The following is a 20962-nucleotide window of genomic DNA, read 5'->3' as shown; positions in this document are numbered from 1 at the left end:
GCAAGATCGCGATTGTTGTCTGCACCCTCGCAAATCCACCCCGGAATTTGACAAAACTATGACCTGGGCGACACTGGGGGCGTATAGTTTGTAGCGAGTGTTTTGAGTATGGAACCTGTAGATAAAGTGCGGGCGCGCACTGATGCCCTTGCAGATTTGGGATTACCCCCATCTGCCAGTTCCAATGAAATCAGAGAGGCGTGGCGGCAGATCGCCTTTCATTCGCATCCCGATCACCGGGATGGGGACAGTTCCGGGTTTTCGCGCGCCAAGGCCGCCTATGATTTCTTACGCAACGAAGGATTGACGAAAAAGGGCGGTGGCAAAGCTGGCCAGGCTCAACCGCGTCGTCCGCGTTTGAAAAAGCGGATCATTGAGTTGCCGCAGGAAGACATCGCCGCCTGCAAAGCAATGCTGAGCCCTGAGGAAGTCTTGTCTCATGAGCACAGCCCAGCAGATGCGTTTGACGTACCCGAAGCGTGCATTTCGGACCATGTTCCAGATGCGGTAGGCTGTTACGGGCGGCATTTGACCTATTTCGTCACCACACCCGTGCATCACGGTGCAAATCGTGTGGCCTTGCCAACAACAGTCCTGAGCGGTGCGCGGCATACCGAGGCAGAGATTCTGAGCTTTCAGTCCAAGGACACCGGTGCCGGAGAGGTGGTGATCCCGGACACGATTTGCGAACGCAAATTTCCTGGCGCCAAGAGCGTGAAGATCCGGTTTGATGCCGATCAGGACATCCGCGATCAATTCTGGCTGGCGGGCTGAATGCAAAAAAGCCCGGCCAGATCAGCTGGGCTTTGAATTTTTCAATCCAAGGCGTCGATCAGTTTGTGACCGGGCCTTCCGAAGTGAATTTCGGGATCACACTTGTCGATGCGTCCGAGGACTCGATGCCCGGCCAGTTGCCTTCAGCGATGTTGATGTTGCCGGGCACATCTTCTTCCCAAAAGCCAACAACCACATCGGTGATGTTCAGGTACAGCTTGTCATCGACAATGCGCCACAAGTTGGGGTTGGCCGGAACCTTACCGCCTTTTGACACGCCATAAGCACAGTGGCCATCATATTGCGGCGCATAGAAGGCCGGATTTTCCAGGAACGTGTCGCGGTTTTCTTCGGTCGCAAAAGCCCAGGTTGCACCGTTGTATTCCGCAGTAATGTCGGCTTTTCCGCGCACGGCTTCGGGCTGCGATTGGCCGACCGGAACCTGATCAAGGCTGCGATATGCAACCACGTCGTAGCCCGAGACAGCAAAGCCGGTGCCATCAACATATTGAGGCCCGGCAAATGCCGGAACCGCCAGAGCCATGGCCGCAGCGAAGGTCAATGCAAAGCGTTTCATGTGGTCTATCCTTTTCGGGTCAACTGTGTCCGTGATGCCGTTGTGGCAGGTCTGACAAGACAATATGCGATTCCCGTGCAGTTCGTAGTCCCCCTAACGCCGCTGTGACCCGGCACGAGAAAACGTGAGAGTTTGGACGGAGATTGTTACAGAATAAGCCAACAGCAGCGGGTTGGACTCGGCGGTTTGCAATATTAGCTTTAAGACAGCCCTGATAACGGCAAGAAAGGCAAGAGATGAGCGACCAATCCCCGTACACCCCCCCAGCGGTCTGGACCTGGGACAGCAAAAGCGGCGGCCAGTTCGCCAATATCAACCGGCCGATTGCCGGAGCGACCCACGACAAAGACCTGCCGGTCGGACGCCACCCACTGCAACTGTACTCACTGGCCACACCCAATGGCGTGAAGGTTACGGTCATGCTGGAAGAACTGTTGGCGCTGGGTCACGAAGGTGCTGAATACAATGCCTGGCTGGTCAATATCGGCGAGGGCGATCAGTTCAGCTCAGGCTTTGTCGGAGCCAACCCAAATTCGAAAATCCCGGCCCTTTGGGACCGGTCCGGGGATACACCCACGCGCGTGTTCGAAAGCGCTTCGATCCTGTTTCACCTGGCTGAAAAGTTCGGCGCGTTCCTTCCTGCGTCGGGCCCTGAGCGCACTGAGGTGATGAACTGGGTGTTCTGGCAAATGGGCAGCGCGCCATATCTGGGCGGCGGGTTCGGCCATTTCTACGCCTACGCGCCCGAGAAATGGGAATACCCGATCAACCGCTTTGCGATGGAGACCAAGCGGCAGCTGGACGTTCTGGATCGGGAATTGGCGGACAAGACCTATATTGCTGGTGACGAGTACACGATTGCCGACATGGCGATCTGGCCTTGGTATGGCCAACTGGTATTGGGCCGTCTTTACAGCGCCGCCGAGTTTCTGGACGTTGAATCGTACAAGAACGTCATGCGTTGGGCCAAAGAAATTGACGCCCGTCCGGCGGTTCAGCGCGGGCGTATGGTCAACCGTGCTTTTGGCGAGCCGCACACGCAGCTGCACGAGCGCCACGATGCCAGCGATTTCGAGACCCGCACGCAGGACAAACTGGAACCAGCGGCGGAATAACTAATCCCGCTAGCACAACAACACGCGGTGCGGTCTGCGCCGCGTGTATGCGTTTAGACATTTATTTCAGAATTGGCGGATTGTCCGGGTTACTGCCGGGGGCCTCTCTTACCTGCTTGACGCTTTTGGGCTCGGGCAGATCAAAGCGAAGTCCAACCTTGGCCAACAACGCAGCAGCAGGCTCGCTGGCGGCGAAAAAACCGACATCCATCGCGCCCGCCTCGATCCCGGAAAAGGTCAACGCTTCGGACGCGGCCTTGGCAAGCGCGGGCTCTGCCCCATCGAGAACATCGACAAAACCCAACAAATGTCCCTGCGCGCCAGCTTCTGACTTGGTGGCTACCAAATAGGCCGCAGTGGCCAACCCGCCTGCGGTTGCCAGTTTGGTATCCAAAGCGGTCAGCAAATTATCAGGCAAACCAGACGGCGGCATGAACTCAGCCAGTTTTTCCTCGACCTCTTTTGGACTGTTTTGCAGCGTTTCGGCCAACCAACCCAATGCTTCTGCTGGAACCAGCATCGAGGATGGCGCAGTTTCCAGATTCAGGCCCAGCCCGATCCCCTGCCCTGCCAGCATCCCGGAAAGCACCCGCCCCGAAAGCGCCACGTAAGGTACGGGCCGACCTGCGAACTGCGCCAACCGTTCCTCTCGGTCAAAAGCCAGCACAAAGCGCCCGTCCGCAACGTCGAATAATTCGGGCGAGATATTCTCGTCCTGCGCTTCCTCGGTCAGCATCAGGAACAGCTCGCTGTCGGCCAGCCGCTCAAAAAATCGCAATCGGGCGGAATCGTTTTGCGGATCTGCCTGCATCGCGGCATGTGCTGCGTCCAACGCCGTGGGTTCAGTCATTCAACACCTCTTGGACCCGCGCGCGCAGAACCGGTAAAAGCTCGGCCTCGAACCACGGGTTTTTCTTTAACCATGCCGTATTGCGCCAGGACGGATGAGGCAAGGCAAAGACCCGCGGCGCATGGTCCTGCCAGCTTTGGACGGTGCTTGTGACCGAACCGCGTACGCCAAGGTGGTACTTATGCGCATGCCCCCCGACCAGGACGGTCAACGGCACCTGGCCCAGAACGCTCATCACCCGATCATGCCAGGTGTTTCGGCACAGGGCGGGCGGCGGAAGGTCGGCGCTGCGGGCATCATAACCGGGAAAGCAGAACGCCATGGGTACAATCGACACGCGGTCGCGGTCATAAAAGATCGTCTCATCAATCCCCAACCAATGCCTCAATCTGTCACCCGAAGGGTCGGTGAACGGCCGCCCCGACTCATGCACGCGTGCACCCGGCGCCTGCCCTGCGATCAGAACTGGTGTGCCTGAACGAAACCAAACTACCGGGCGTGGTTCATGCGCCGTTGCTGTCTGTGAAAACCTGTCTGCGCACAGGCGACAGGCCCGAATTTCGTCGGCTAAACTGTCCATCTAATGTCAAAACCTCTTCTGGCCCACGCGTCACGACGGGGAACATAAGGCCCGCCGGACACACCGCCAATCAGGTTGTCACAGGTTTTACCTCAACGCATTGATCATTTGTTTCATAATTCGACATAATGTAGCCAACATGGAACGGTAAAAATAACCTTCTCCGGCCGTCCCAAAGAACGGCAACACAACGGAACACGAGCAGCAGGCCCCGAATGTTAGAGTTCGACAATGTCAGCAAGTCCTTTTGGACCGGAACCCGCCGCAAGGTGATTCTGGATCAGGTCTCGTTCCGGGTCGAGCTGGGCACGTCACTGGGGGTTCTGGCCCCGAACGGCACTGGAAAAACCACGCTAATCAATATGATGGCTGGTTTGGAAAAACCAGACGAGGGCGTGATCCGACGCGAATGTCGCGTCTCTTTCCCCATGGGGTTCACAGGTGGTGTGTCGGGAAAGCTGTCCGCTCTTGAGAATGCGCGCTACATCGCCAAGATCTATGGGATGGACCCGGATTATATCGAAGCCTATTGCAAATGGCTTTGTGGTCTGGGCGAATATTTCGATCAACCGCTGGCGACCTATTCCTCGGGGATGCGTTCCCGGTTCACCTTCGCTTTGATGTTGGCGCTGGATTTCGACATGTATCTGATCGACGAAGGGATGCCCGCATCAACGGATGTCGAGTTCAACGAAAAAGCCGGCTCGATCCTGAAAGAGAGACTGCGCACCACAACTCTGGTCATCGTATCACACAGCCCGTCCGTGTTAGAAAAGTTTGCCCAACAAGCCGCCGTCCTTTTGGACGGGCAATTGTACATGTTTGAATCCTTGGAAGAGGCTAAGCAGTTATATGACTTCGAATCCCAAGGTTAGAAAGTACAACTGGCGCCGCAACCAGCAGGCCGACGGTTCCGCCGAAGCGCGGGCCGACGCAATTTCGCGCATTCGCAACGCAACGCAAGGCCAACCCGCTGCGGATCAGGCGCAGCCAGGAACACAGTTGGACGACATCAAACGTGAAGGTTTGACGGGACGCCAATTGCGTATTGCGCGACGGTTGGCGCAGAAACATGGGCTGGCTGCGACCTCGGATTATGATGCGGTGCGTTTGTTGCGTCAAAAGGGCATTGACCCGTTCCAGCGCACCAATCTTCTGGATCTTGCTGCCGCCAGGCCCTCGGCCAACGACGAAGAGAACAACACCAAGGACAAGGTCAGTATCAAACTTCCGCAGGCTGTGGGTGCGAAAAAGTCCAATTTACCAGGACCCGAGCTGAGCCCTGCTGAACGACGCAACCTTGAGATCGGGGAAATCCAGAAAGACATTGCACGCAGACGCAGGCGCAAACTGTTTGCCTTGTTTGCGCGGCTGGCCGTCTTTGTGTTTCTGCCGACCTTTATCGTGGGTTTCTATTTCTACCGCATCGCCACCCCGATGTATGCCAGCGATTCAGAGTTTTTGATCCTGCAGGCAGACGGTGGACCGGGCAGTGTTGGCGGTTTGCTGGCGGGAACTCAGTTTGCCACAACGCAGGACTCGATCTCCGTGCAGTCCTTTCTAGAATCGAAAGAGGCGCTGCTGTTGCTGGATCAGGATGCAGGATTTTCGGACGTCTTCAAACAGGACTGGATCGACCCGGTTCAAAGGCTGGCCGCCGATGCGTCACTTGAGGACGCGTACAAACTGTTCAACCGGATGATCACCATCGGCTACGATCCAACCGAAGGGGTTATTCGGATGGAGGTCGCGGCCCCGGATCCACAGACCTCGACCGAGTTCTCGGAGCGTCTGATCTCGTACGCCGAAAACAGGGTGAACGCGCTTTCCGGTAAAAAACGTGAAGACCAGATGCGTGATGCGGTTGAAAGCTTTGAGGCGGCTCAAGAGGCGCGCAAACAGGCGCAGGAAGAGCTGATTGAACTTCAGTTGCAGGGCGCTGTGCTGGATCCGGAAAACGTAATCGCCAGCCTGCGAAGTCGCATCAACGAGATCGAGATACTGGTTCAGGACAAAGAGCTGGAGCTAGCGGCTTTGCAGGACAATCTGCGTCCGAACAAAGCCAAAGTAGATGGTGTTCAGGCTGACATCGCCCGGCTGGAAAAGGTGCTGGAAGATTTGAATGCCCAAATGCAGGACGCATCTGCCGGCGAAAATTCGCTGGCCCGGCTAAGCGTGCGCATACAAATTGCCCAGGCCGATCTGGCGGCTCGGGATATGATGCTGCAAACGGCAATGCAGCAAATGGAAACAACCCGGTCCGAGGCCAACCGGCAGGTTCGGTATCTGACTGTTTCGGTGAACCCTATTCCCAGTCAGGAACCCAGCTATCCGCGCAAGTTTGAAAATACGATTTTGGCATTCCTGTTATTTGCTGGTATCTACCTCATGATCTCGCTTACTGCGTCGGTCCTTCGTGAACAGGTATCCTCATAAGACCCATGAAACATGTAAAAATCTCCGACCTGACGGTCGGCAACGACCTTCCGCTGACTGTCATCGCTGGCCCCTGCCAGCTGGAAACAGCAGACCATGCGCAAATGATTGCGGGCAAGATGAAAGAAGCCTGCGACGCAGCCGGTGCGCAATATGTGTTCAAGGCGTCTTACGACAAAGCGAACCGGACATCGCTGTCGGGCAAGCGTGGCATGGGAATCGATGCGGGCCTGCAGGTTCTGGATGACATTCGCAAAACGATGGGCATCCCGGTCCTGACCGATGTCCATACCGAGGCACACTGCGCCCTCGCAGCCGAAGCTGTGGATGTTCTGCAAATCCCTGCCTTTCTGTGCCGACAGACAGACATGCTGCTGGCCGCTGGCAATACCGGCAAGGCCGTCAACGTCAAGAAAGGTCAATTCCTGGCCCCATGGGAAATGACAAATATCGTCGACAAGGTTGAAAGCACTGGAAACCAGAACATCCTGCTGACCGAACGTGGCACATCTTTTGGATACAACACTTTGGTCGCTGACATGCGCGGCCTGCCCCAAATGGCAAAAACCGGCTATCCGGTCGTTATGGATGCGACCCATTCAGTCCAGCAACCCGGTGGCAAAGGTGGTTCGTCCGGCGGACAGCGCGAGTTCGCGCCCGTGATGGCCCGGGCGGCTGTTTCATTGGGAATTGGCGCAGTTTTTATTGAAACGCATCAAGAACCTGACAAAGCGCCTTCTGACGGCCCGAACATGATCCCATTGGACCAAATGCCCCAACTTGTTGACACATTGATGCGTTTTGATGCGCTTGCCAAAGCGAATCCTATTCAAATTTAACGATTGAGACTTGTTATGACCAAACCCCTCCCCGAGGTGACACCCAACACCTGGAGTTTTCTGCGCGACGCGATGATCAAGCCCACCGGGTTTCGCGAGTATGACGCGCGCTGGAAATACCCCGAAGAGATCAACCTGCCCGGCATGACCGCGCTTGGACTGGGTCTGGGCACCCAGATGCGCAGACGTGGGATTGAACCCGTGATCGCCGTTGGCAACGACTACCGCGATTATTCGCTGGCCATCAAAAACGCGTTGATCCTTGGTCTGATGCAGGCCGGTATCCGCGTGAAAGATATTGGCCCCGCGCTCAGCCCTATGGCTTATTTCGCGCAGTTTCATCTGGATGTGCCTGCTGTTGCGATGGTCACGGCCAGCCACAACCCCAATGGCTGGACCGGCGTGAAAATGGGCTTTGATCGCCCACTGACCCACGGCCCGGACGAGATGTCGGAGTTGCGTGACATCGTGCTGAACGGTGAAGGTCAACAGCACGAAGGCGGATCATGCGAATTCGTCGAAGGCGTGAAGGAAGCTTACATCGATGACCTCGTCGGTGATTTCAAAATGTCCCGCCCGCTGAAGGTGGTCTGTGCCACTGGCAATGGCACTGCCTCAGCCTTTGCGCCCGAGATTTTCGAGCGGATCGGGGTCGAGGTCGTGCCCAGCCACAACCGGCTGGATTATAGCTTCCCAAACTACAACCCGAACCCCGAAGCGATGGAGATGTTGCATGACATGTCCGCCACGGTGAAATCCAGCGGCGCTGATCTGGCGCTTGGATTTGACGGGGACGGCGACCGCTGCGGCGTGGTTGATGACGAAGGCGAAGAGATTTTCGCCGACAAGGTGGGCGTGATCATGGCCCGTGATCTGGCCAAGCTGTATCCCGGATCAACTTTTGTCGCGGATGTGAAATCCACCGGCTTGTTTGCCAGTGATCCCGAATTGCAGGCATTGGACGTCAAGGCGGATTACTGGAAGACTGGCCATAGCCACATGAAACGGCGCGTTAAGGAAATTGGCGCTTTGGCCGGGTTCGAAAAGTCTGGCCACTACTTCCTGGCCGAGCCTGTGGGTCGTGGATATGACTGCGGAATGCGCGTGGCGGTCGAGATCTGCAAACTTATGGACCGCAACCCGGATCAAAGCATGTCGGACCTGCGCAAGGCGCTGCCCAAGACCTGGTCGACCCCAACCATGTCACCTTACGCCGCAGATACCGAGAAGTACGATATCCTTCAGCGCTTGGTCGACAAGCTGGTCGCCAAAGGCGATGCGGGCGAAACCTTTGCTGGGCGCGCAATCAAAGAGGTTGTCACCGTCAACGGCGCGCGAGTCATTCTGGACAACGGCAGTTGGGGGCTGGTTCGGGCCTCGTCCAACACCCCTAATCTGGTGGTTGTGTGCGAGAGCAGCGAAAGCGAAGCTGAAATGCGCGCGATCTTTGCCGACATCGATGCTGTGATCCGCACTGAACCTGGTGTTGGCGACTACGACCAGACCATCTGACCGTAAAGGCTTGGGGCGTGTCCTCGCCCCAAGCGCCGCACTCAGTTGCCGCCGAACAGCTTGAGCAGACCTTTTTTTGCCTCATCTTCCAGCTTTTTCTTCAGCGCATCTTCGATCTGGTCGCTGTCGGTGATGGTCGTATCCAGCTCGTTCCCGACCTTCTCAAAAACCTTCTGCTTGGCGTCGTCTTCCAGCTCCTTGACCTTCACGTCAGCTGCCGCCTCGATGACTTTGGTCAGATCCGGCTTGATCGACGGATTGCTCCACGGGCCGACGATGCGCACCGGAACAGATATGCCCTTACCGGAGTTGGCCCGCAGCGCCACGGGTGTGAAGAGATAGTCAATATCGCGCGCGCCTAGTCCCACGGTTCCCGTGCCATCCGCACGGAAGTTTTCCAGCGACATGAGCAGATCATTGTTGGTCAGCACGCCCTGATCCATGGTGAAGCTGCCGGTCAGGCTGTTGAATACGGTCGTTCCACCCGATCCGGTCCCTCGCCCCATCAGACGATCCAGATCGAAACCGGAAATCACTCCTGACCCGACATCCAGGTTTCCCTTGCCGCTGAGCGAACGCATGATTTGATCCTCAGACTGGCCAACGCCCAGAAACTCCAGACTGCCCGCAGCCATGCCCGACAAGCGTTCAACACCGGCCATCGTGGTCAACGCCTGTTTCAGATCGATACCGCTGGCCGAGATTTTGCCGCCGACAGACAGGCCATTGCGATTGTTGGCGACCACCTGCCCGTTCAACTGACCTGCAAACAGCGTGGCCGGATGCATTTCCAGAACCGCCCGAGAGCGATCCAGAGACAAGGTCAGATCGCTTTTGCCAAATTCCATTCCCGGCACAGCGATCGAGTTTGCCGTCAGGCGGATTTTACCGTTCGCCAGTGCCAGAGCGGAGGCGTCACTTGGGTCTTGCGACCACCCGTCTACTGCTGAGGTACTCGGCTGAGATACACCGCTCGGCGCTGCACCTGATTCTGAGATTCGCGAAAGATCCAGATCACCCGCATCCAACCTGGCTACGATCTGTGGTGGGTCCGAAATGGTAATATCTGCCTCACCCAGAAATCGGTTGTCATCCAGTTGCGCGGTCATATCCCGTAACGATATGCGCCCGTCCTGCGTATAGGTCATATGGGCGGCGATGTTGGCCTTTTTACCCAAACCCGGCGGGATGTGCACACCGGCCTGACCAAAAGCTGCAAACATCTTTTCGCTGTCCCGAGCCTCGACCCTTGTTATACCGTCCATTTCACCGGCCAGATTGACACGCCCATCGAAACCGATCTCACCCCCTGGCGCAGCCAAAGACAGTTCCAGCGCCGTGACGTCGCCATTGGAAAAGGCAGGCAGGTCCGGGATTTTCAAGTCAACTTCAACGGTTCCGCCAGGCACAGCCATTGTGGCTTGCATGATCATGGGAGATGTGACCTCGGGCCAGCTTGCGGCCAGTGTCACACCAGAAAAATCCATCTGTGTGATACCATTCTCGACGAAAATCAGCTGCGCGTTTGTCAGCTCCAGTTGGTCCAGGGTGACCTCACGCGTTGTTTCCGCAGGCACAGCGGCCCCAGAGGTTTCGGCAGGTGGGGTAGAAGTCGGGGCGCCAAATTGCCAGTTCGTTCGCCCCTGTGATTGCTCCAGACGCAATATCGGGTTTTCAGCAAACACGCGTTTGATACGCAGATCCCCATTCCACAGCGCAGCAGCGTCCACACCGACGGCAAGACTGTCTGCACTCAGCATTGGCTCGGACCCTGCCCAGCTTGCATTGCCAAAACGTACCGGGCCGGTTTCCATTCCCAGCACGGGCCAGAAGGACAAGCGTACGTCCCCGCTCAATGTCAAATCACGCCCGGTTTGCGCCTTCACCTGCTCGGCCAAAATCGCGCCCAGCTTGTCCCCGGGCATCAGTAAAAGCGCGCCAATGACCAGCCCGACAACAGCCACAACAACAAATAGAATGCGCATCAGCCACTTCATGATCTGCTCTCCGCCTTTTGGCTTATCTTTGCCGTGATCATTCAAATCACACGTCACATTTGCAAGGGGAAGCGTTCCCCACTATACGCCGCGCCATGACAACGAACCCGCCAAACCTCCGCCCCGACCTGGCGCCCGCCGCCCGGATCACCGAGACGCCCCGTTCCGACCAGCCGACCATCGGCATGGTGTCGCTGGGTTGCCCCAAGGCGTTGGTGGACAGCGAACGCATCCTGACCCGGCTTCGCGCTGAAGGATACGGCATTTCGCCCGATTATGCCGGGGCCGATGCCGTCATTGTGAACACCTGCGGGTTTCTGGACAGCGCCAAGGCGGAATCGCTGGACGCAATCGGAGAGGCACTGGTGGAAAACGGCAAGGTCATTGTAACCGGCTGTCTGGGGGCGGAACCGGATTACATCCGGGAACATCACCCCCGCATCATGGCCGTCACCGGACCGCATCAATACGAACAAGTATTGGATGCGGTACACGTCGCCGTGCCGCCCTCACCCGATCCGTTTGTCGATCTGCTGCCTGCCGGCAGCGTGCAATTGACCCCGCGCCATTACAGCTATCTGAAGATCTCGGAAGGCTGTAATCACAAGTGCAAGTTCTGCATCATCCCAGATATGCGCGGGAAACTGGCCAGCCGCCCGGCCCATGCGGTTTTGCGTGAGGCTGAAAAGCTGGTCGATAACGGCGTGCGCGAGCTGCTGGTGATCTCGCAGGACACATCGGCCTATGGGCTGGACCGAAAATATGATGTGAACCCGTGGAAAAACCGCGACGTACGCAGCCATATCACCGATCTGGCGCGGGAGTTGGGACAGTTGGAGGCGTGGGTGCGCCTGCACTATGTCTACCCCTACCCGCATGTGCGCGAGCTGATCCCACTGATGGCGGATGCGGGCTGCAATGTGCTGCCCTATCTGGATATTCCCTTCCAGCACGCGCACCCCGACGTTTTGAAACGTATGGCCCGCCCGGCCGCCGCAGCCAAAACATTGGACGAAATCCGGGCCTGGCGTGACATCTGCCCGGACATCACCCTGCGATCGACCTTTATTGTCGGTTATCCGGGAGAGACCGAGGCCGAGTTCCAAACTTTGCTGGACTGGATGGACGAAGCGCAGCTGGATCGCGTCGGCTGCTTTCAGTACGAAAACGTGGATGGCGCGCGGTCGAACGACCTGCCCGATCACGTCCCGGCCGAGGTCAAGCAAGAGCGCTGGGATCGCTTCATGGAAAAGGCCCAAGCGATTTCCGAAGCCAAACTGGCGGCAAAAGTCGGCCAGACCTTGCAGGTCATCGTGGATGAGGTCGATGACGAAGCCGCCACCTGCCGCACCAAAGCGGACGCGCCCGAGATTGACGGCAACCTGTTCATTGATGAAGGGTTCGAAGCACTTAATCCTGGCGACATCGTAACGGTTGAGGTGGACGAGGCCGGAGAATACGATCTTTGGGGTAAGCTCGCTTAGAACTGTTCCGCCTGCCTGTTTCACCACAGATGGGCAAAGCGTGAAGCGAGTTTATTGGTCCAACGCACCTAAAGACGCGATCTTAGACTGAAATCCATACACGGAGGGTTTCATGTCTGGAAAGGTCAAAATCGGCCTGAACAGCGTGGTGTTCCTGATTGCCACGTTATGTCTAGCAGTGCCCTCTTCCGCGCAAACGGCGACGGGCGGCCCAAACGGGTTGATCGCGGTCAGCGATAAGCAGCTTAGCTTTCTCAAGACCGGCCACCTCAAGATCAAGCGCTATTATCTTGCGCCAAAATCCAAAGCACATGTCAAACAGCCGAAGGTGCACCACAAAAAGCACCACAAAACTTATCGCTTTTACCCACCGAAACGGCGCGTGATCGGTCGTGTGCCCTACGGGCAAATCAAACGGCATAAGTTCAACTCATTGAGGTTCAAGCACAAATACGGCTTCAGGAAATATTGAACCGCTGAACGGCACACACTGACTACCTGCAATAAAAAAACCGCCTCAAAGGCGGCCATCTATCGAGCAATGGTACAGGCGGCCCCATCCAGGACCGCCTGCAAAAAGCTTACTGAGTAACCGGGTTACAGACAGTCTGGCCTGCTTCGGTTGTCGCCAGCTCATAGCCGCCCGGACAGCTGGGTGTGCCGGCTTTGTCATAGCTGGGCTGTACATAAACAGGTGTCGGTTCTTCCTGCTGCGCGCAAGCAGTCAGAATCAGGGCAAATGCGCCAACGGCAGCGAGTTTCAGTTTCATGTCCGTCAATCCTCTATTACTTTTCTGATATTGCCCAACTTTTCGGGGCCACATCCAGAATACGGGCTGAGCTTCGATCTGGCAACTGAATCGATCACGTCTTTGTGAGTCAAAGCGATTCCATGCCGGTTTTAGCTTTGGGAAAGGGCATTTACCGCTTCGAAGCTACCTTTTTGGCAGTACTGCTCTACACTGTTGTCACGACATCAGCCAAAGACGGAGAAGCCACATGTCAGACGCGCCAAACATTGCCCAAAAATCGCCGATTCCGGTCGAGGTTGTCGAAGGGAAGACCTATTTTTGGTGCTCATGTGGAAAATCTGCGCGACAGCCGTTTTGCGACGGGTCCCACAAAGACAGCGCATTTGAACCAATAAAATATACGGCAGATGCCAGTAAAAAAGTATTTTTCTGCGCTTGCAAACATAGCGCAAAGCAACCGCTATGCGATGGCAGCCATAGTAAATTGTGATCAGGTCTTCAGACCATTCAGGGTCTCGGCATTTGCGCAAAAATCCGGGGCCTTTTCGACCAATGCCTGTTGATCAGCCAGCCACAAAGCGCATTGGCCGTCACAACTTGAAGCCCGACACCGTGTGACCAATTCTGCATAGCCCTCTGGTGTCAAACGACCGTCCGCCATCACCTCGGTCAATGAAATGCCCATACATCGCGAGACAGACCGCGTTAGCCAGAAATGCTTTTCAATTTCGCCCAGCGGGACCTGTGCCATCACACGTTCTCCAGCTGTTGCGCCTTAAGTGCCGCGAATCGCTCTCGGTTGGGGCAGCTGCTTGGCGCTTCATCGATCTGGCCCCTCTGCTCCAGCCATTCCGGGCAGTCATGAGCCCAGGCGCAACCCCGGCATTGTTGTACGATCTCGGCCCATTCTTCGTGATTCAAATGACCTTTGCGGTATGCCCCGGCCAGATCAGTGCCGGTGGCTTGCCCCATTCGCAGCACAAGCCGCAAATGGGTCATGATGTTGCCTAGACGTGGCATGGCAAACCTTTAGGTTAAGGCATTAATTTATGGAGTAATTCCTGGTTCCGGCAATACTCAGGCGCCCGCTGTGCGGTTGCCGCCTGGCTCAACATAGCCTGACAATGCTGTGGGTTCGGGCAGTCGGTGCACCGTAGAACTGCCTCGGAAATCTGATCCACTGAAACCGAACCGCCAATGGCCGCTTCTTCAAGATCAATGTCCAGCATGCTGGCCATATCGTCCACCAAACCGGCGTGCAGTCGCAGGGTCTCTCGGGTGGGCATAGTGTTTTCCTTTCCCTTTCGCGCTTTGGCAAAAAGGTAGCGAATTTGCACCTTCAAACATTGACACAGGTCAAGATTGGACGCCGATGTGATCCAGATAGGCGCGGGTCGCATCCTGAACCCTGCGAAACCGGTCGCCGCCCAGTTTCTTGCCGCCATACCAACGGGTGACAATGATCACATGGTTCTGCAATTCCGCCCGTTCGATCATGCGCAGGATCACCATACCCGCCCCGCTTTCCCCATCATCCGCCTTAAGCGCGCCGGTCGGCAGAGTCGCGGCCCACGTGTTGTGGGTCGCCTTGGCATAGGTTTTGTCCGATTTCAGATCATTCAGAACACTGTCGATCTCGGCCCGCGAAGCAACTGCCGCCCCGGATACCGCATATTTCGAACCGCGGTCTGTCAGGATCACCCCAAGACGCACAAGGCCGCTCACTGTGTCAAACCCAACTGTGCTGCGGTTTCAAGCACGATCTGAACGCGCTGCTCATTGGGCGGGTGGGTTCCCAGAAACTTGTCGCCAGGATCCGGAATCCGCTCAAAAAACTTCGCCCCAACCAACGGGTTGTATCCAGCATTGTAGGTGATGATCGTACCCAACTGGTCTGCCTCCAGCTCGAAATCCTTCAGGTAAGCCTGAACACCAACCTTGGCCCCCAGCTTTTGCGCCTCTTCTATGGCGGCTGCATCACCGCCGCGCAACTGTTCTCGCCTGCCGAATTCTGCGGCGCTGGCGCTGGCGTTTTCACTTTGCCGGGCAATGTGCCTCAACACATGATGGGCCGCTTCATGACCCATGACAAAGGCAAGCTCATCCGCGTTTTGCGCGGACCGGATCATAGACCGCGTGAAAACAATCACCGGCTGCCCGTTTTCGTCCAAAGTCTGATACGCGTTTGCCGGTGCTCGCGGGTTTAGATCAACCAGGATCCTGAACTCACAATTCTGGCGTCTGGGTTGTTTAAGACATTGTTTTCGTGCTTCCGCACCAACAGCCTGGCTAACCTGCTGAAAGGTCTGCGCCGTCGGTTCGGCACCCGACGCATCACCCAGCCAGTCCTCGGGCGATTGTACACTGAAGACACCTTGTGCACAGGCCGACAACAGCAGGAACAGCGGTAAAACAAAGCATCTGCGCATGTTACATCCTTTGGGCCAATCGGGCCGCCATTTCAACATAGTACGCCCCGTCAGCTGATGCCACCGCGCCGCTGGCAAGGAACGGCTTGCATTGCGTCTCGGCGACTTGCACTGTGGACACATGTTTTCGATTGAGCATGAATTCGACTCGACGGTCATTACGCTTGTGGACGAAGGTGAAAAACCTTTGCAGGAAGATGTCGTGATCAACAATTTCGCCGAATGCGTTACGCTAGAGCAGCTGGATCCACGCACAGAACAGGTTCAGAAGATCACGCTGTCGCCGGAACAGGTACGCGATCTGGCTGCCGCGCTGGACCTGCCCGAAGGCGTTTATCAGATACGGGAAACCGGACCTCAGGGGTCATAGAGAAACACCTTGTTTCGCGCGGTCTGCCCCTGTTTCAGCGTCAGCGTCGAAGGGGCAACTCCAAGACACTTGGCGAGCAAACTCAGAACTGCATGATTGGCCTTACCGTTCTGGGGCGGGGCCGTGACAAACATTTTGATCTGATCTTTTTCACAGATCACTCGATCCCGCGCTGCCTTGGGCGTCACCTTGACGCTGAATACCCTCCCGGGCGTTGCCAGCGCGCTGAGATCGGGCAGATCACGCAGTTTGGATTTCGCCATTGTCACCCCTTTTTCTTCAAAACCTTGCATGACAGGCGTCGGAATGAAAATGATCCACGCAATGTATCGGCACACCCTTGAATCGGGCGGGTTGCCAACCAAGATACAGAGTCGTGATGTAAAGGAAGTTAACATATGTCCCTGAAAAGCCCCGCCGCTCTGGAGTTTTTACTGTCGCGCCGGTCCCGCCCCGCCAAGACATTGATTGCTCCGGCCCCAACACGGGACGAATTGCTGCCCTTGCTCACCGCTGCTGCACGCAGCCCCGATCATGGCAAGTTAGAGCCTTGGCGCTTCATCGTTTTGGAAAAGGGTGCCATGCCGCGTTTGGCAGATTTGACCGAAGCATGTGGTCAAAAGCTGGGGAAAAGCCCCGAGGACATCGCCAAAGCGCGCAGCCAGTTCGACATGGGGCACTTGGCGGTTGCGGTGATCGAAGTGCAAAAACCGTCCGAAAAGATCCCCGCAATTGAGCAAACCTATTCTGCCGGAGCTGTCTGTCTGGCCCTGCTGAATGCTGCGCTGGCGGCAGGATGGGGCGCAAACTGGCTATCGGGCTGGCAAACCCATGACCGCGACTTCTGCACCCAGGCGCTTGGACTGGCAGACAACGAAAGCGTGGCCGGGTTGATCCATATCGCGACCGAAGGATCGGCCCCGCCCGAGCGCCCCCGACCTGATGTGGCGACCTTGACGGAATGGCTCAGCGAATGACAATCCTGAACGCCTTTTTCAACGCACTTGGCCAGATCGGAGACCCAAAATTCCGGGGGGTCTTATTACGGGGTGTCGGATTGACGATCCTGCTCCTGATCGCTGCCAGTGCCGGGGCAATCTGGTTGATCAACTGGTTGTCAGGCAGTGAGATTTCCCTGCCCTTCATCGGTGCTGTCCCCTGGCTGAATGACGTTCTGAACTATTCCGGAATCGTGCTGGTCCTGATATTGCCGGTTTTCCTGATGGTGCCTGTGGCCTCGGCCATCACGTCGATCTTTCTGGATGAAGTGGCCCAGGCAGTTGAGGACAAGCATTTTCCAACCTTGCCACCCGCGCGGCGCATCCCAGTGTCCGAAGCACTTATGGACGGTCTCAGCTTTCTTGGCGTGCTGATTGTCGCCAACCTGCTGGCGTTCATTCTCTATGCGATTTTCACCCCGCTGGCGCCCTTTATCTTCTGGGCGATGAACGGTTTCTTGCTGGGGCGGGAATATTTTACGTTGGCAGCCATGCGCCGGGTCGGGCGTGACGGCGCGCGAAAGTTGCGCGCCAAGCATTCAACAATGATCTGGGTGGCGGGTACCTTGATGGCAGTTCCGCTGTCGGTGCCGCTGGTCAATCTGGCGATTCCAATTATAGGTGCAGCCACGTTCACCCACATTTATCACGCAGTGTCAGGCCCACGGGCCTGACATTAGGTCAGCGGGGTTCCAGCTGGTTCAACCAGTCGAAATCCCGGACCGAGATCAGTCCCGATAAAATAATACCGGCAATGATGGCCCACAAAACCACGGAAATACCGGTCGTGATCCACATCTTTTTCTTCATGTGATGCACTTCCGGGGCACCAGCATGAGTGCCCGGAACGATATCGCCCAGATCGCCTTGTGTTTTAATGCGAACGGGCAGCACGATCAGCAGTGTCAGAAACCAGATGACGGCGAACAGTACAAGTGCGGCAGTGATGGTCATTTCAAGCCCTCCGGCGCTGGGGGGTTATACCTGCTCAAGCTCGACAAGGCAGCCGTTGAAGTCCTTTGGATGCAGGAACAAAACCGGCTTGCCATGAGCCCCGATCTTGGGCTCGCCCGAGCCAAGAACGCGAGCACCGGTTTCCTTCAGATGATCCCGGGCGGCGATAATGTCCTCAACTTCATAGCATACGTGATGAATGCCGCCCGACGGGTTCTTTTCCAGGAAGCCGTTGATCGGGCTGTCATCACCTAACGGATACAGAAGCTCGATTTTAGTGTTGGGCAGTTCAATGAACACAACCGTGACGCCGTGATCCGGTTCGTCCTGCGGTGCACCGACCTTGGCGCCCAGCGCATTGCGATATTGCGCCGAAGCTGCTTCAAGATCCGGCACGGCAATGGCGACGTGGTTCAGACGTCCAATCATATCTCACTCCTGATGTCCTGCGTTTCATGGGTTATGGGGGCTGTAAGGCCAAAGGACAAGTGCGCCAAATCGCGCGTTAACGTCGTGTTAGCCAGAAGTTCCTAGCGTGAGGCATCTGCTGGATAGGAGAGCTGCCATGGACGATTCGGGCCTACTTGCCACCACCACCGTCACGCCCACTGCAACGCGGCCCTTGCTGGGTCAGACCATTTTGGTTGTTGAAGACAGCCGATACGCGTGCGACGCAATCCGACTTATGTGTCTACACAGCGGCGCACGTATTCGCCGCGCGGATTGTCTAAAGTCGGCCCGACGGCACCTGCAGATCTATCGCCCCTCGGTCATATTGATCGATATGGGTCTGCCAGATGGATCCGGGGCCGACCTGATCGCCAAACTGTCCGAGGCAACGCCCCGTATCAGCGTCATCATGGGCCTGTCAGGCGATGATACCAACGAAAGTCAAGCACTGGCTGCCGGGGCGGATGGATTTTTGGCCAAGCCGCTAAAATCAATGTCCTACTTTCAGAAATCCATTCTGGAGCGGTTGCCCGAGGATCGGCGTCCAAGCGGGTTACATGCAATCCGGGACGAGGTCATCCAACCGGACCCGTTGGCCTATCAGGATGACATGGCCCATATCGCTGATTTCCTGACCGGACCCAACGATCAACACACCCTTGATTATGCCGCCCAGTTCCTTCAAGGCGTCGCACGAGAGGCAGGAGATAAACCGCTGACCGAAGCCGCGCGCAAACTGGCTCTGTCACGCGCAAGCGGGGCACCGCTCACAGCACAGGCAGCGCAAGTCGCTGGGATGGTGCAGAACCGATTGGAACGGCGGGAAGCGATTTGAAATGATTACGGCTTATTTCATTACCGCAACACTTCTGTGTGTCTGGGCTTATCGTCAGACGCGCCAGACAGCACGCAGTATTCGGGTCAATCGGGATCATCTGGAAAACCCGCTGGACTGATACGCCGAACGTTTCCTGCCGCCAAATGAAAATCGCCCGCTTAATGCGGGCGATTGTTCTTAGTCCTGAGGGATGATGCGCAGACCAAGCTCCATCAACTGATCCGAAGTTGGATCAGAGGGCGCATCCATCATCAGATCTTCGGCACGCTGGTTCATCGGGAACATCATGACTTCGCGGATATTGGCCTCATCGGCCAACAGCATAACAATCCGGTCGATGCCTGCCGCGCAGCCCCCGTGCGGCGGTGCGCCATAGTGGAAGGCGCTAAACAGAGCGCCGAAGCGGGACTTGACCTCATCCTCGCCATACCCCGCCAGTTCAAAGGCTTTCAGCATGATCTCAGGCTTGTGGTTCCGGATCGCGCCCGAGACCAGCTCATACCCGTTACAGGCCAAGTCATACTGGTATCCGCGCACGTCCAGTGGGTTACCCTGAAGTGCCTCCATGCCACCCTGCGGCATCGAGAACGGGTTGTGCTCGAAATCGATCGCGCCAGTTTCTTCGTCCTGCTCATAAATCGGGAAATCCACGATCCAGGCAAAGGCAAAGCGGTCTTTCTCGGTGAGGTTCAGTTCCGCGCCGATCACGTCGCGGGCCTTGCCAGCGACCTTTTCGAAAGCTTTCGGCTTGCCGCCCAGGAAGAACGCGGCATCGCCCACGCCTAGACCCAGTTGCTGACGGATCGCTTCTGTGCGCTCGGGGCCGATGTTCTTGGCCAGAGGACCAGCAGCTTCCATGCCCTCGCCCTGATCGCGCCAGAAGATATACCCCATCCCCGGCAGACCCTCTTTCTGGGCGAACGCATTCATGCGGTCACAGAATTTGCGGCTGCCGCCGGTTGGTGCGGGGATGGCGCGGATTTCGGTGCCGTCCTGCTCCAACAGTTTTGCGAAGATTGCAAAACCAGACCCGCGGAAGTGGTCCGAGACCACTTGCATTTTGATAGGGTTCCGCAGGTCGGGCTTGTCGGTACCGTACCACAGGGCCGCGTCCTTGTAGGAAATCTGCGGCCACTCCTGATCGACCTTGCGGCCACCGCCGAATTCTTCAAACACGCCGGTCAGAACAGGCTGGATCGTGTCGAACACATCCTGCTGCTCGACAAAGGACATCTCAAGGTCAAGCTGGTAGAAATCAGTGGGCGATCGGTCAGCACGCGGGTCTTCGTCACGGAAACAGGGCGCGATCTGGAAATACTTGTCGAAGCCAGACACCATGATCAGCTGCTTGAACTGCTGAGGCGCTTGCGGCAAAGCGTAGAATTTACCGGGATGCAGGCGCGAGGGCACCAGAAAGTCGCGTGCGCCTTCGGGTGACGACGCTGTGATGATCGGCGTTTGATACTCGCGGAAGCCTTGATCCCACATGCGTTTACGCATGGATGCAACAACGTCCGACCGCAGAGTCATGTTCTGCTGCATCGCTTCGCGGCGCAGGTCCAGATAGCGATAGCGCAGGCGCGTTTCCTCTGGGTATTCCTGATCGCCGAACACCATCAGCGGCAGTTCGTCGGCGGCACCCAACACTTCCAGCTCACGCACATAGACCTCAACCTCGCCGGTCGGCAGCTTCGGGTTCACCAAGTCGGCATCGCGAGCTTTTACAGTGCCATCGATGCGAATACACCACTCGGACCGGACTTTCTCCAACTCGGCAAAAGCAGCACTGTCGCCGTCGCACAGTACCTGCGTCACGCCGAAATGGTCCCGCAGGTCGATAAACAACACGCCACCGTGATCTCGGACCCGATGCACCCAGCCGGACAGGCGGACAGTTTCACCGACATTGGCGGCGGTCAGAGCGGCGCAGGTGTGGCTGCGATAGGCGTGCATGGATCATATCCCTTCGGGCGCAGAATTCGTCGCGCCGATACACCCTGTCAGGCC

The 20962-nt window shown here is 56.9% G+C and carries 27 protein-coding genes; 13 read left to right on the top strand and 14 right to left on the bottom strand.

Features of this window, described 5'->3' with window-relative positions:
* The first annotated feature begins 108 nt into the window (after positions 1–108).
* Positions 109–774, top strand: coding sequence for a J domain-containing protein (locus ACR3EH_RS14450; RefSeq protein WP_171091580.1), 666 nt, complete (start codon positions 109–111; stop codon positions 772–774).
* A 58-nt stretch (positions 775–832) separates the two neighbouring features.
* Here the strand turns inward: ACR3EH_RS14450 and ACR3EH_RS14445 are convergent, their stop codons facing one another.
* Positions 833–1351: a YHS domain-containing (seleno)protein gene (locus tag ACR3EH_RS14445; RefSeq protein ID WP_171091582.1), complete on the bottom strand. Its 519-nt coding sequence runs from the start codon at positions 1349–1351 to the stop codon at positions 833–835.
* A gap of 236 nt (positions 1352–1587) precedes the next feature.
* On the opposite strand from ACR3EH_RS14445, the gene yghU reads away from it, so the two are divergent.
* Complete coding sequence (gene yghU / locus ACR3EH_RS14440) at positions 1588–2466, top strand: glutathione-dependent disulfide-bond oxidoreductase (protein ID WP_171186333.1); 879 nt, start codon at positions 1588–1590, stop codon at positions 2464–2466.
* A gap of 61 nt (positions 2467–2527) precedes the next feature.
* Here the strand turns inward: yghU and ACR3EH_RS14435 are convergent, their stop codons facing one another.
* Positions 2528–3316, bottom strand: coding sequence for an SseB family protein (locus ACR3EH_RS14435; RefSeq protein WP_171186335.1), 789 nt, complete (start codon positions 3314–3316; stop codon positions 2528–2530).
* Entirely contained in the window at positions 3309–3896 is a 588-nt protein-coding gene (locus ACR3EH_RS14430; RefSeq protein ID WP_171186337.1) for a uracil-DNA glycosylase family protein, read from the bottom strand. The genes ACR3EH_RS14435 and ACR3EH_RS14430 overlap by 8 nt, the downstream gene beginning before the upstream one ends.
* A 215-nt stretch (positions 3897–4111) precedes the next feature.
* On the opposite strand from ACR3EH_RS14430, the gene ACR3EH_RS14425 reads away from it, so the two are divergent.
* The 4 genes from ACR3EH_RS14425 to ACR3EH_RS14410 are packed head-to-tail and all read left to right on the top strand — an operon-like array spanning position 4112 to position 8683.
* Positions 4112–4771, top strand: a complete 660-nt coding sequence (locus ACR3EH_RS14425; RefSeq protein ID WP_171186339.1) for an ABC transporter ATP-binding protein — start codon at positions 4112–4114, stop codon at positions 4769–4771.
* The gene (locus tag ACR3EH_RS14420; RefSeq protein WP_171186341.1) at positions 4749–6332 is read left to right on the top strand and encodes a KpsE/RkpR family capsule polysaccharide export protein; all 1584 of its coding nucleotides are present in this window, start codon (positions 4749–4751) and stop codon (positions 6330–6332) included. The genes ACR3EH_RS14425 and ACR3EH_RS14420 overlap by 23 nt, the downstream gene beginning before the upstream one ends.
* A 5-nt stretch (positions 6333–6337) precedes the next feature.
* The gene (kdsA, locus tag ACR3EH_RS14415; protein WP_171647800.1) at positions 6338–7171 is read left to right on the top strand and encodes a 3-deoxy-8-phosphooctulonate synthase; all 834 of its coding nucleotides are present in this window, start codon (positions 6338–6340) and stop codon (positions 7169–7171) included.
* 15 nt (positions 7172–7186) lie between these two features.
* Positions 7187–8683: a phosphomannomutase/phosphoglucomutase gene (locus ACR3EH_RS14410; protein ID WP_171647798.1), complete on the top strand. Its 1497-nt coding sequence runs from the start codon at positions 7187–7189 to the stop codon at positions 8681–8683.
* 41 nt (positions 8684–8724) lie between these two features.
* Here ACR3EH_RS14410 and ACR3EH_RS14405 read toward each other — a convergent pair whose 3' ends face one another.
* Positions 8725–10680, bottom strand: coding sequence for an AsmA family protein (locus tag ACR3EH_RS14405; RefSeq protein WP_171186346.1), 1956 nt, complete (start codon positions 10678–10680; stop codon positions 8725–8727).
* 95 nt (positions 10681–10775) lie between these two features.
* On the opposite strand from ACR3EH_RS14405, the gene rimO reads away from it, so the two are divergent.
* Both rimO and ACR3EH_RS14395 read left to right on the top strand, forming a co-directional pair.
* On the top strand, positions 10776–12164 hold the full coding sequence (gene rimO / locus ACR3EH_RS14400; RefSeq protein ID WP_171675653.1) for a 30S ribosomal protein S12 methylthiotransferase RimO: 1389 nt from the start codon (positions 10776–10778) through the stop codon (positions 12162–12164).
* 112 nt (positions 12165–12276) lie between these two features.
* The gene (locus ACR3EH_RS14395; RefSeq protein ID WP_171186350.1) at positions 12277–12636 is read left to right on the top strand and encodes a hypothetical protein; all 360 of its coding nucleotides are present in this window, start codon (positions 12277–12279) and stop codon (positions 12634–12636) included.
* Between the two features lie 109 nt (positions 12637–12745).
* Here the strand turns inward: ACR3EH_RS14395 and ACR3EH_RS14390 are convergent, their stop codons facing one another.
* Positions 12746–12934 carry a hypothetical protein gene (locus tag ACR3EH_RS14390; RefSeq protein ID WP_170346096.1) on the bottom strand — a complete coding sequence of 63 codons (189 nt, stop codon included), beginning with the start codon at positions 12932–12934 and terminating at the stop codon, positions 12746–12748.
* 229 nt (positions 12935–13163) lie between these two features.
* Between ACR3EH_RS14390 and ACR3EH_RS14385 the strand changes: the two genes are divergently transcribed.
* The gene (locus tag ACR3EH_RS14385; protein WP_171091611.1) at positions 13164–13406 is read left to right on the top strand and encodes a CDGSH iron-sulfur domain-containing protein; all 243 of its coding nucleotides are present in this window, start codon (positions 13164–13166) and stop codon (positions 13404–13406) included.
* Here ACR3EH_RS14385 and ACR3EH_RS14380 read toward each other — a convergent pair whose 3' ends face one another.
* From ACR3EH_RS14380 to ACR3EH_RS14360, 5 genes are all read right to left on the bottom strand, one after another.
* Entirely contained in the window at positions 13407–13667 is a 261-nt protein-coding gene (locus tag ACR3EH_RS14380; protein ID WP_171091612.1) for a DUF6455 family protein, read from the bottom strand.
* Entirely contained in the window at positions 13667–13936 is a 270-nt protein-coding gene (locus ACR3EH_RS14375; protein ID WP_171091614.1) for a DUF6455 family protein, read from the bottom strand. The genes ACR3EH_RS14380 and ACR3EH_RS14375 overlap by 1 nt, the downstream gene beginning before the upstream one ends.
* A 14-nt stretch (positions 13937–13950) precedes the next feature.
* Positions 13951–14202 (bottom strand): DUF6455 family protein, encoded by a 252-nt coding sequence (locus ACR3EH_RS14370; protein WP_171092012.1) that lies wholly within the window; start codon positions 14200–14202, stop codon positions 13951–13953.
* Between the two features lie 70 nt (positions 14203–14272).
* The gene (locus ACR3EH_RS14365; RefSeq protein ID WP_171675651.1) at positions 14273–14641 is read right to left on the bottom strand and encodes a YigZ family protein; all 369 of its coding nucleotides are present in this window, start codon (positions 14639–14641) and stop codon (positions 14273–14275) included.
* Positions 14638–15345, bottom strand: a complete 708-nt coding sequence (locus tag ACR3EH_RS14360; RefSeq protein ID WP_171186354.1) for a M48 family metallopeptidase — start codon at positions 15343–15345, stop codon at positions 14638–14640. The genes ACR3EH_RS14365 and ACR3EH_RS14360 overlap by 4 nt, the downstream gene beginning before the upstream one ends.
* 121 nt (positions 15346–15466) lie before the next feature.
* On the opposite strand from ACR3EH_RS14360, the gene ACR3EH_RS14355 reads away from it, so the two are divergent.
* Positions 15467–15715, top strand: coding sequence for a hypothetical protein (locus ACR3EH_RS14355; protein ID WP_050604775.1), 249 nt, complete (start codon positions 15467–15469; stop codon positions 15713–15715).
* On the opposite strand, the gene ACR3EH_RS14350 is transcribed toward ACR3EH_RS14355, so the two are convergent.
* Positions 15703–15978, bottom strand: a complete 276-nt coding sequence (locus tag ACR3EH_RS14350) for a DUF167 domain-containing protein (RefSeq protein WP_171675649.1) — start codon at positions 15976–15978, stop codon at positions 15703–15705. The two genes, ACR3EH_RS14355 and ACR3EH_RS14350, sit on opposite strands and share 13 nt — an antisense overlap.
* A 135-nt stretch (positions 15979–16113) precedes the next feature.
* Here ACR3EH_RS14350 and ACR3EH_RS14345 point away from each other — a divergent pair, with 135 nt between their 5' ends.
* Positions 16114–16692, top strand: coding sequence for a nitroreductase family protein (locus tag ACR3EH_RS14345; protein WP_171186358.1), 579 nt, complete (start codon positions 16114–16116; stop codon positions 16690–16692).
* Complete coding sequence (locus tag ACR3EH_RS14340; RefSeq protein WP_171186360.1) at positions 16689–17387, top strand: EI24 domain-containing protein; 699 nt, start codon at positions 16689–16691, stop codon at positions 17385–17387. The genes ACR3EH_RS14345 and ACR3EH_RS14340 overlap by 4 nt, the downstream gene beginning before the upstream one ends.
* A 7-nt stretch (positions 17388–17394) precedes the next feature.
* Here the strand turns inward: ACR3EH_RS14340 and ACR3EH_RS14335 are convergent, their stop codons facing one another.
* The gene (locus tag ACR3EH_RS14335) at positions 17395–17667 is read right to left on the bottom strand and encodes a DUF1467 family protein (RefSeq protein WP_171091626.1); all 273 of its coding nucleotides are present in this window, start codon (positions 17665–17667) and stop codon (positions 17395–17397) included.
* A 24-nt stretch (positions 17668–17691) separates the two neighbouring features.
* On the bottom strand, positions 17692–18096 hold the full coding sequence (mce, locus tag ACR3EH_RS14330) for a methylmalonyl-CoA epimerase (RefSeq protein WP_170384716.1): 405 nt from the start codon (positions 18094–18096) through the stop codon (positions 17692–17694).
* A gap of 136 nt (positions 18097–18232) precedes the next feature.
* Between mce and ACR3EH_RS14325 the strand changes: the two genes are divergently transcribed.
* Positions 18233–18952 carry a response regulator gene (locus tag ACR3EH_RS14325; protein ID WP_171186361.1) on the top strand — a complete coding sequence of 240 codons (720 nt, stop codon included), beginning with the start codon at positions 18233–18235 and terminating at the stop codon, positions 18950–18952.
* Between the two features lie 180 nt (positions 18953–19132).
* Here the strand turns inward: ACR3EH_RS14325 and aspS are convergent, their stop codons facing one another.
* Positions 19133–20908, bottom strand: coding sequence for an aspartate--tRNA ligase (gene aspS / locus ACR3EH_RS14320; RefSeq protein WP_171186363.1), 1776 nt, complete (start codon positions 20906–20908; stop codon positions 19133–19135).
* Positions 20909–20962: the final 54 nt, after the last annotated feature.

Source organism: Ruegeria sp. BG7, assembly GCF_056535685.1.
This window is presented reverse-complemented; position numbering and strand designations above follow the sequence as displayed.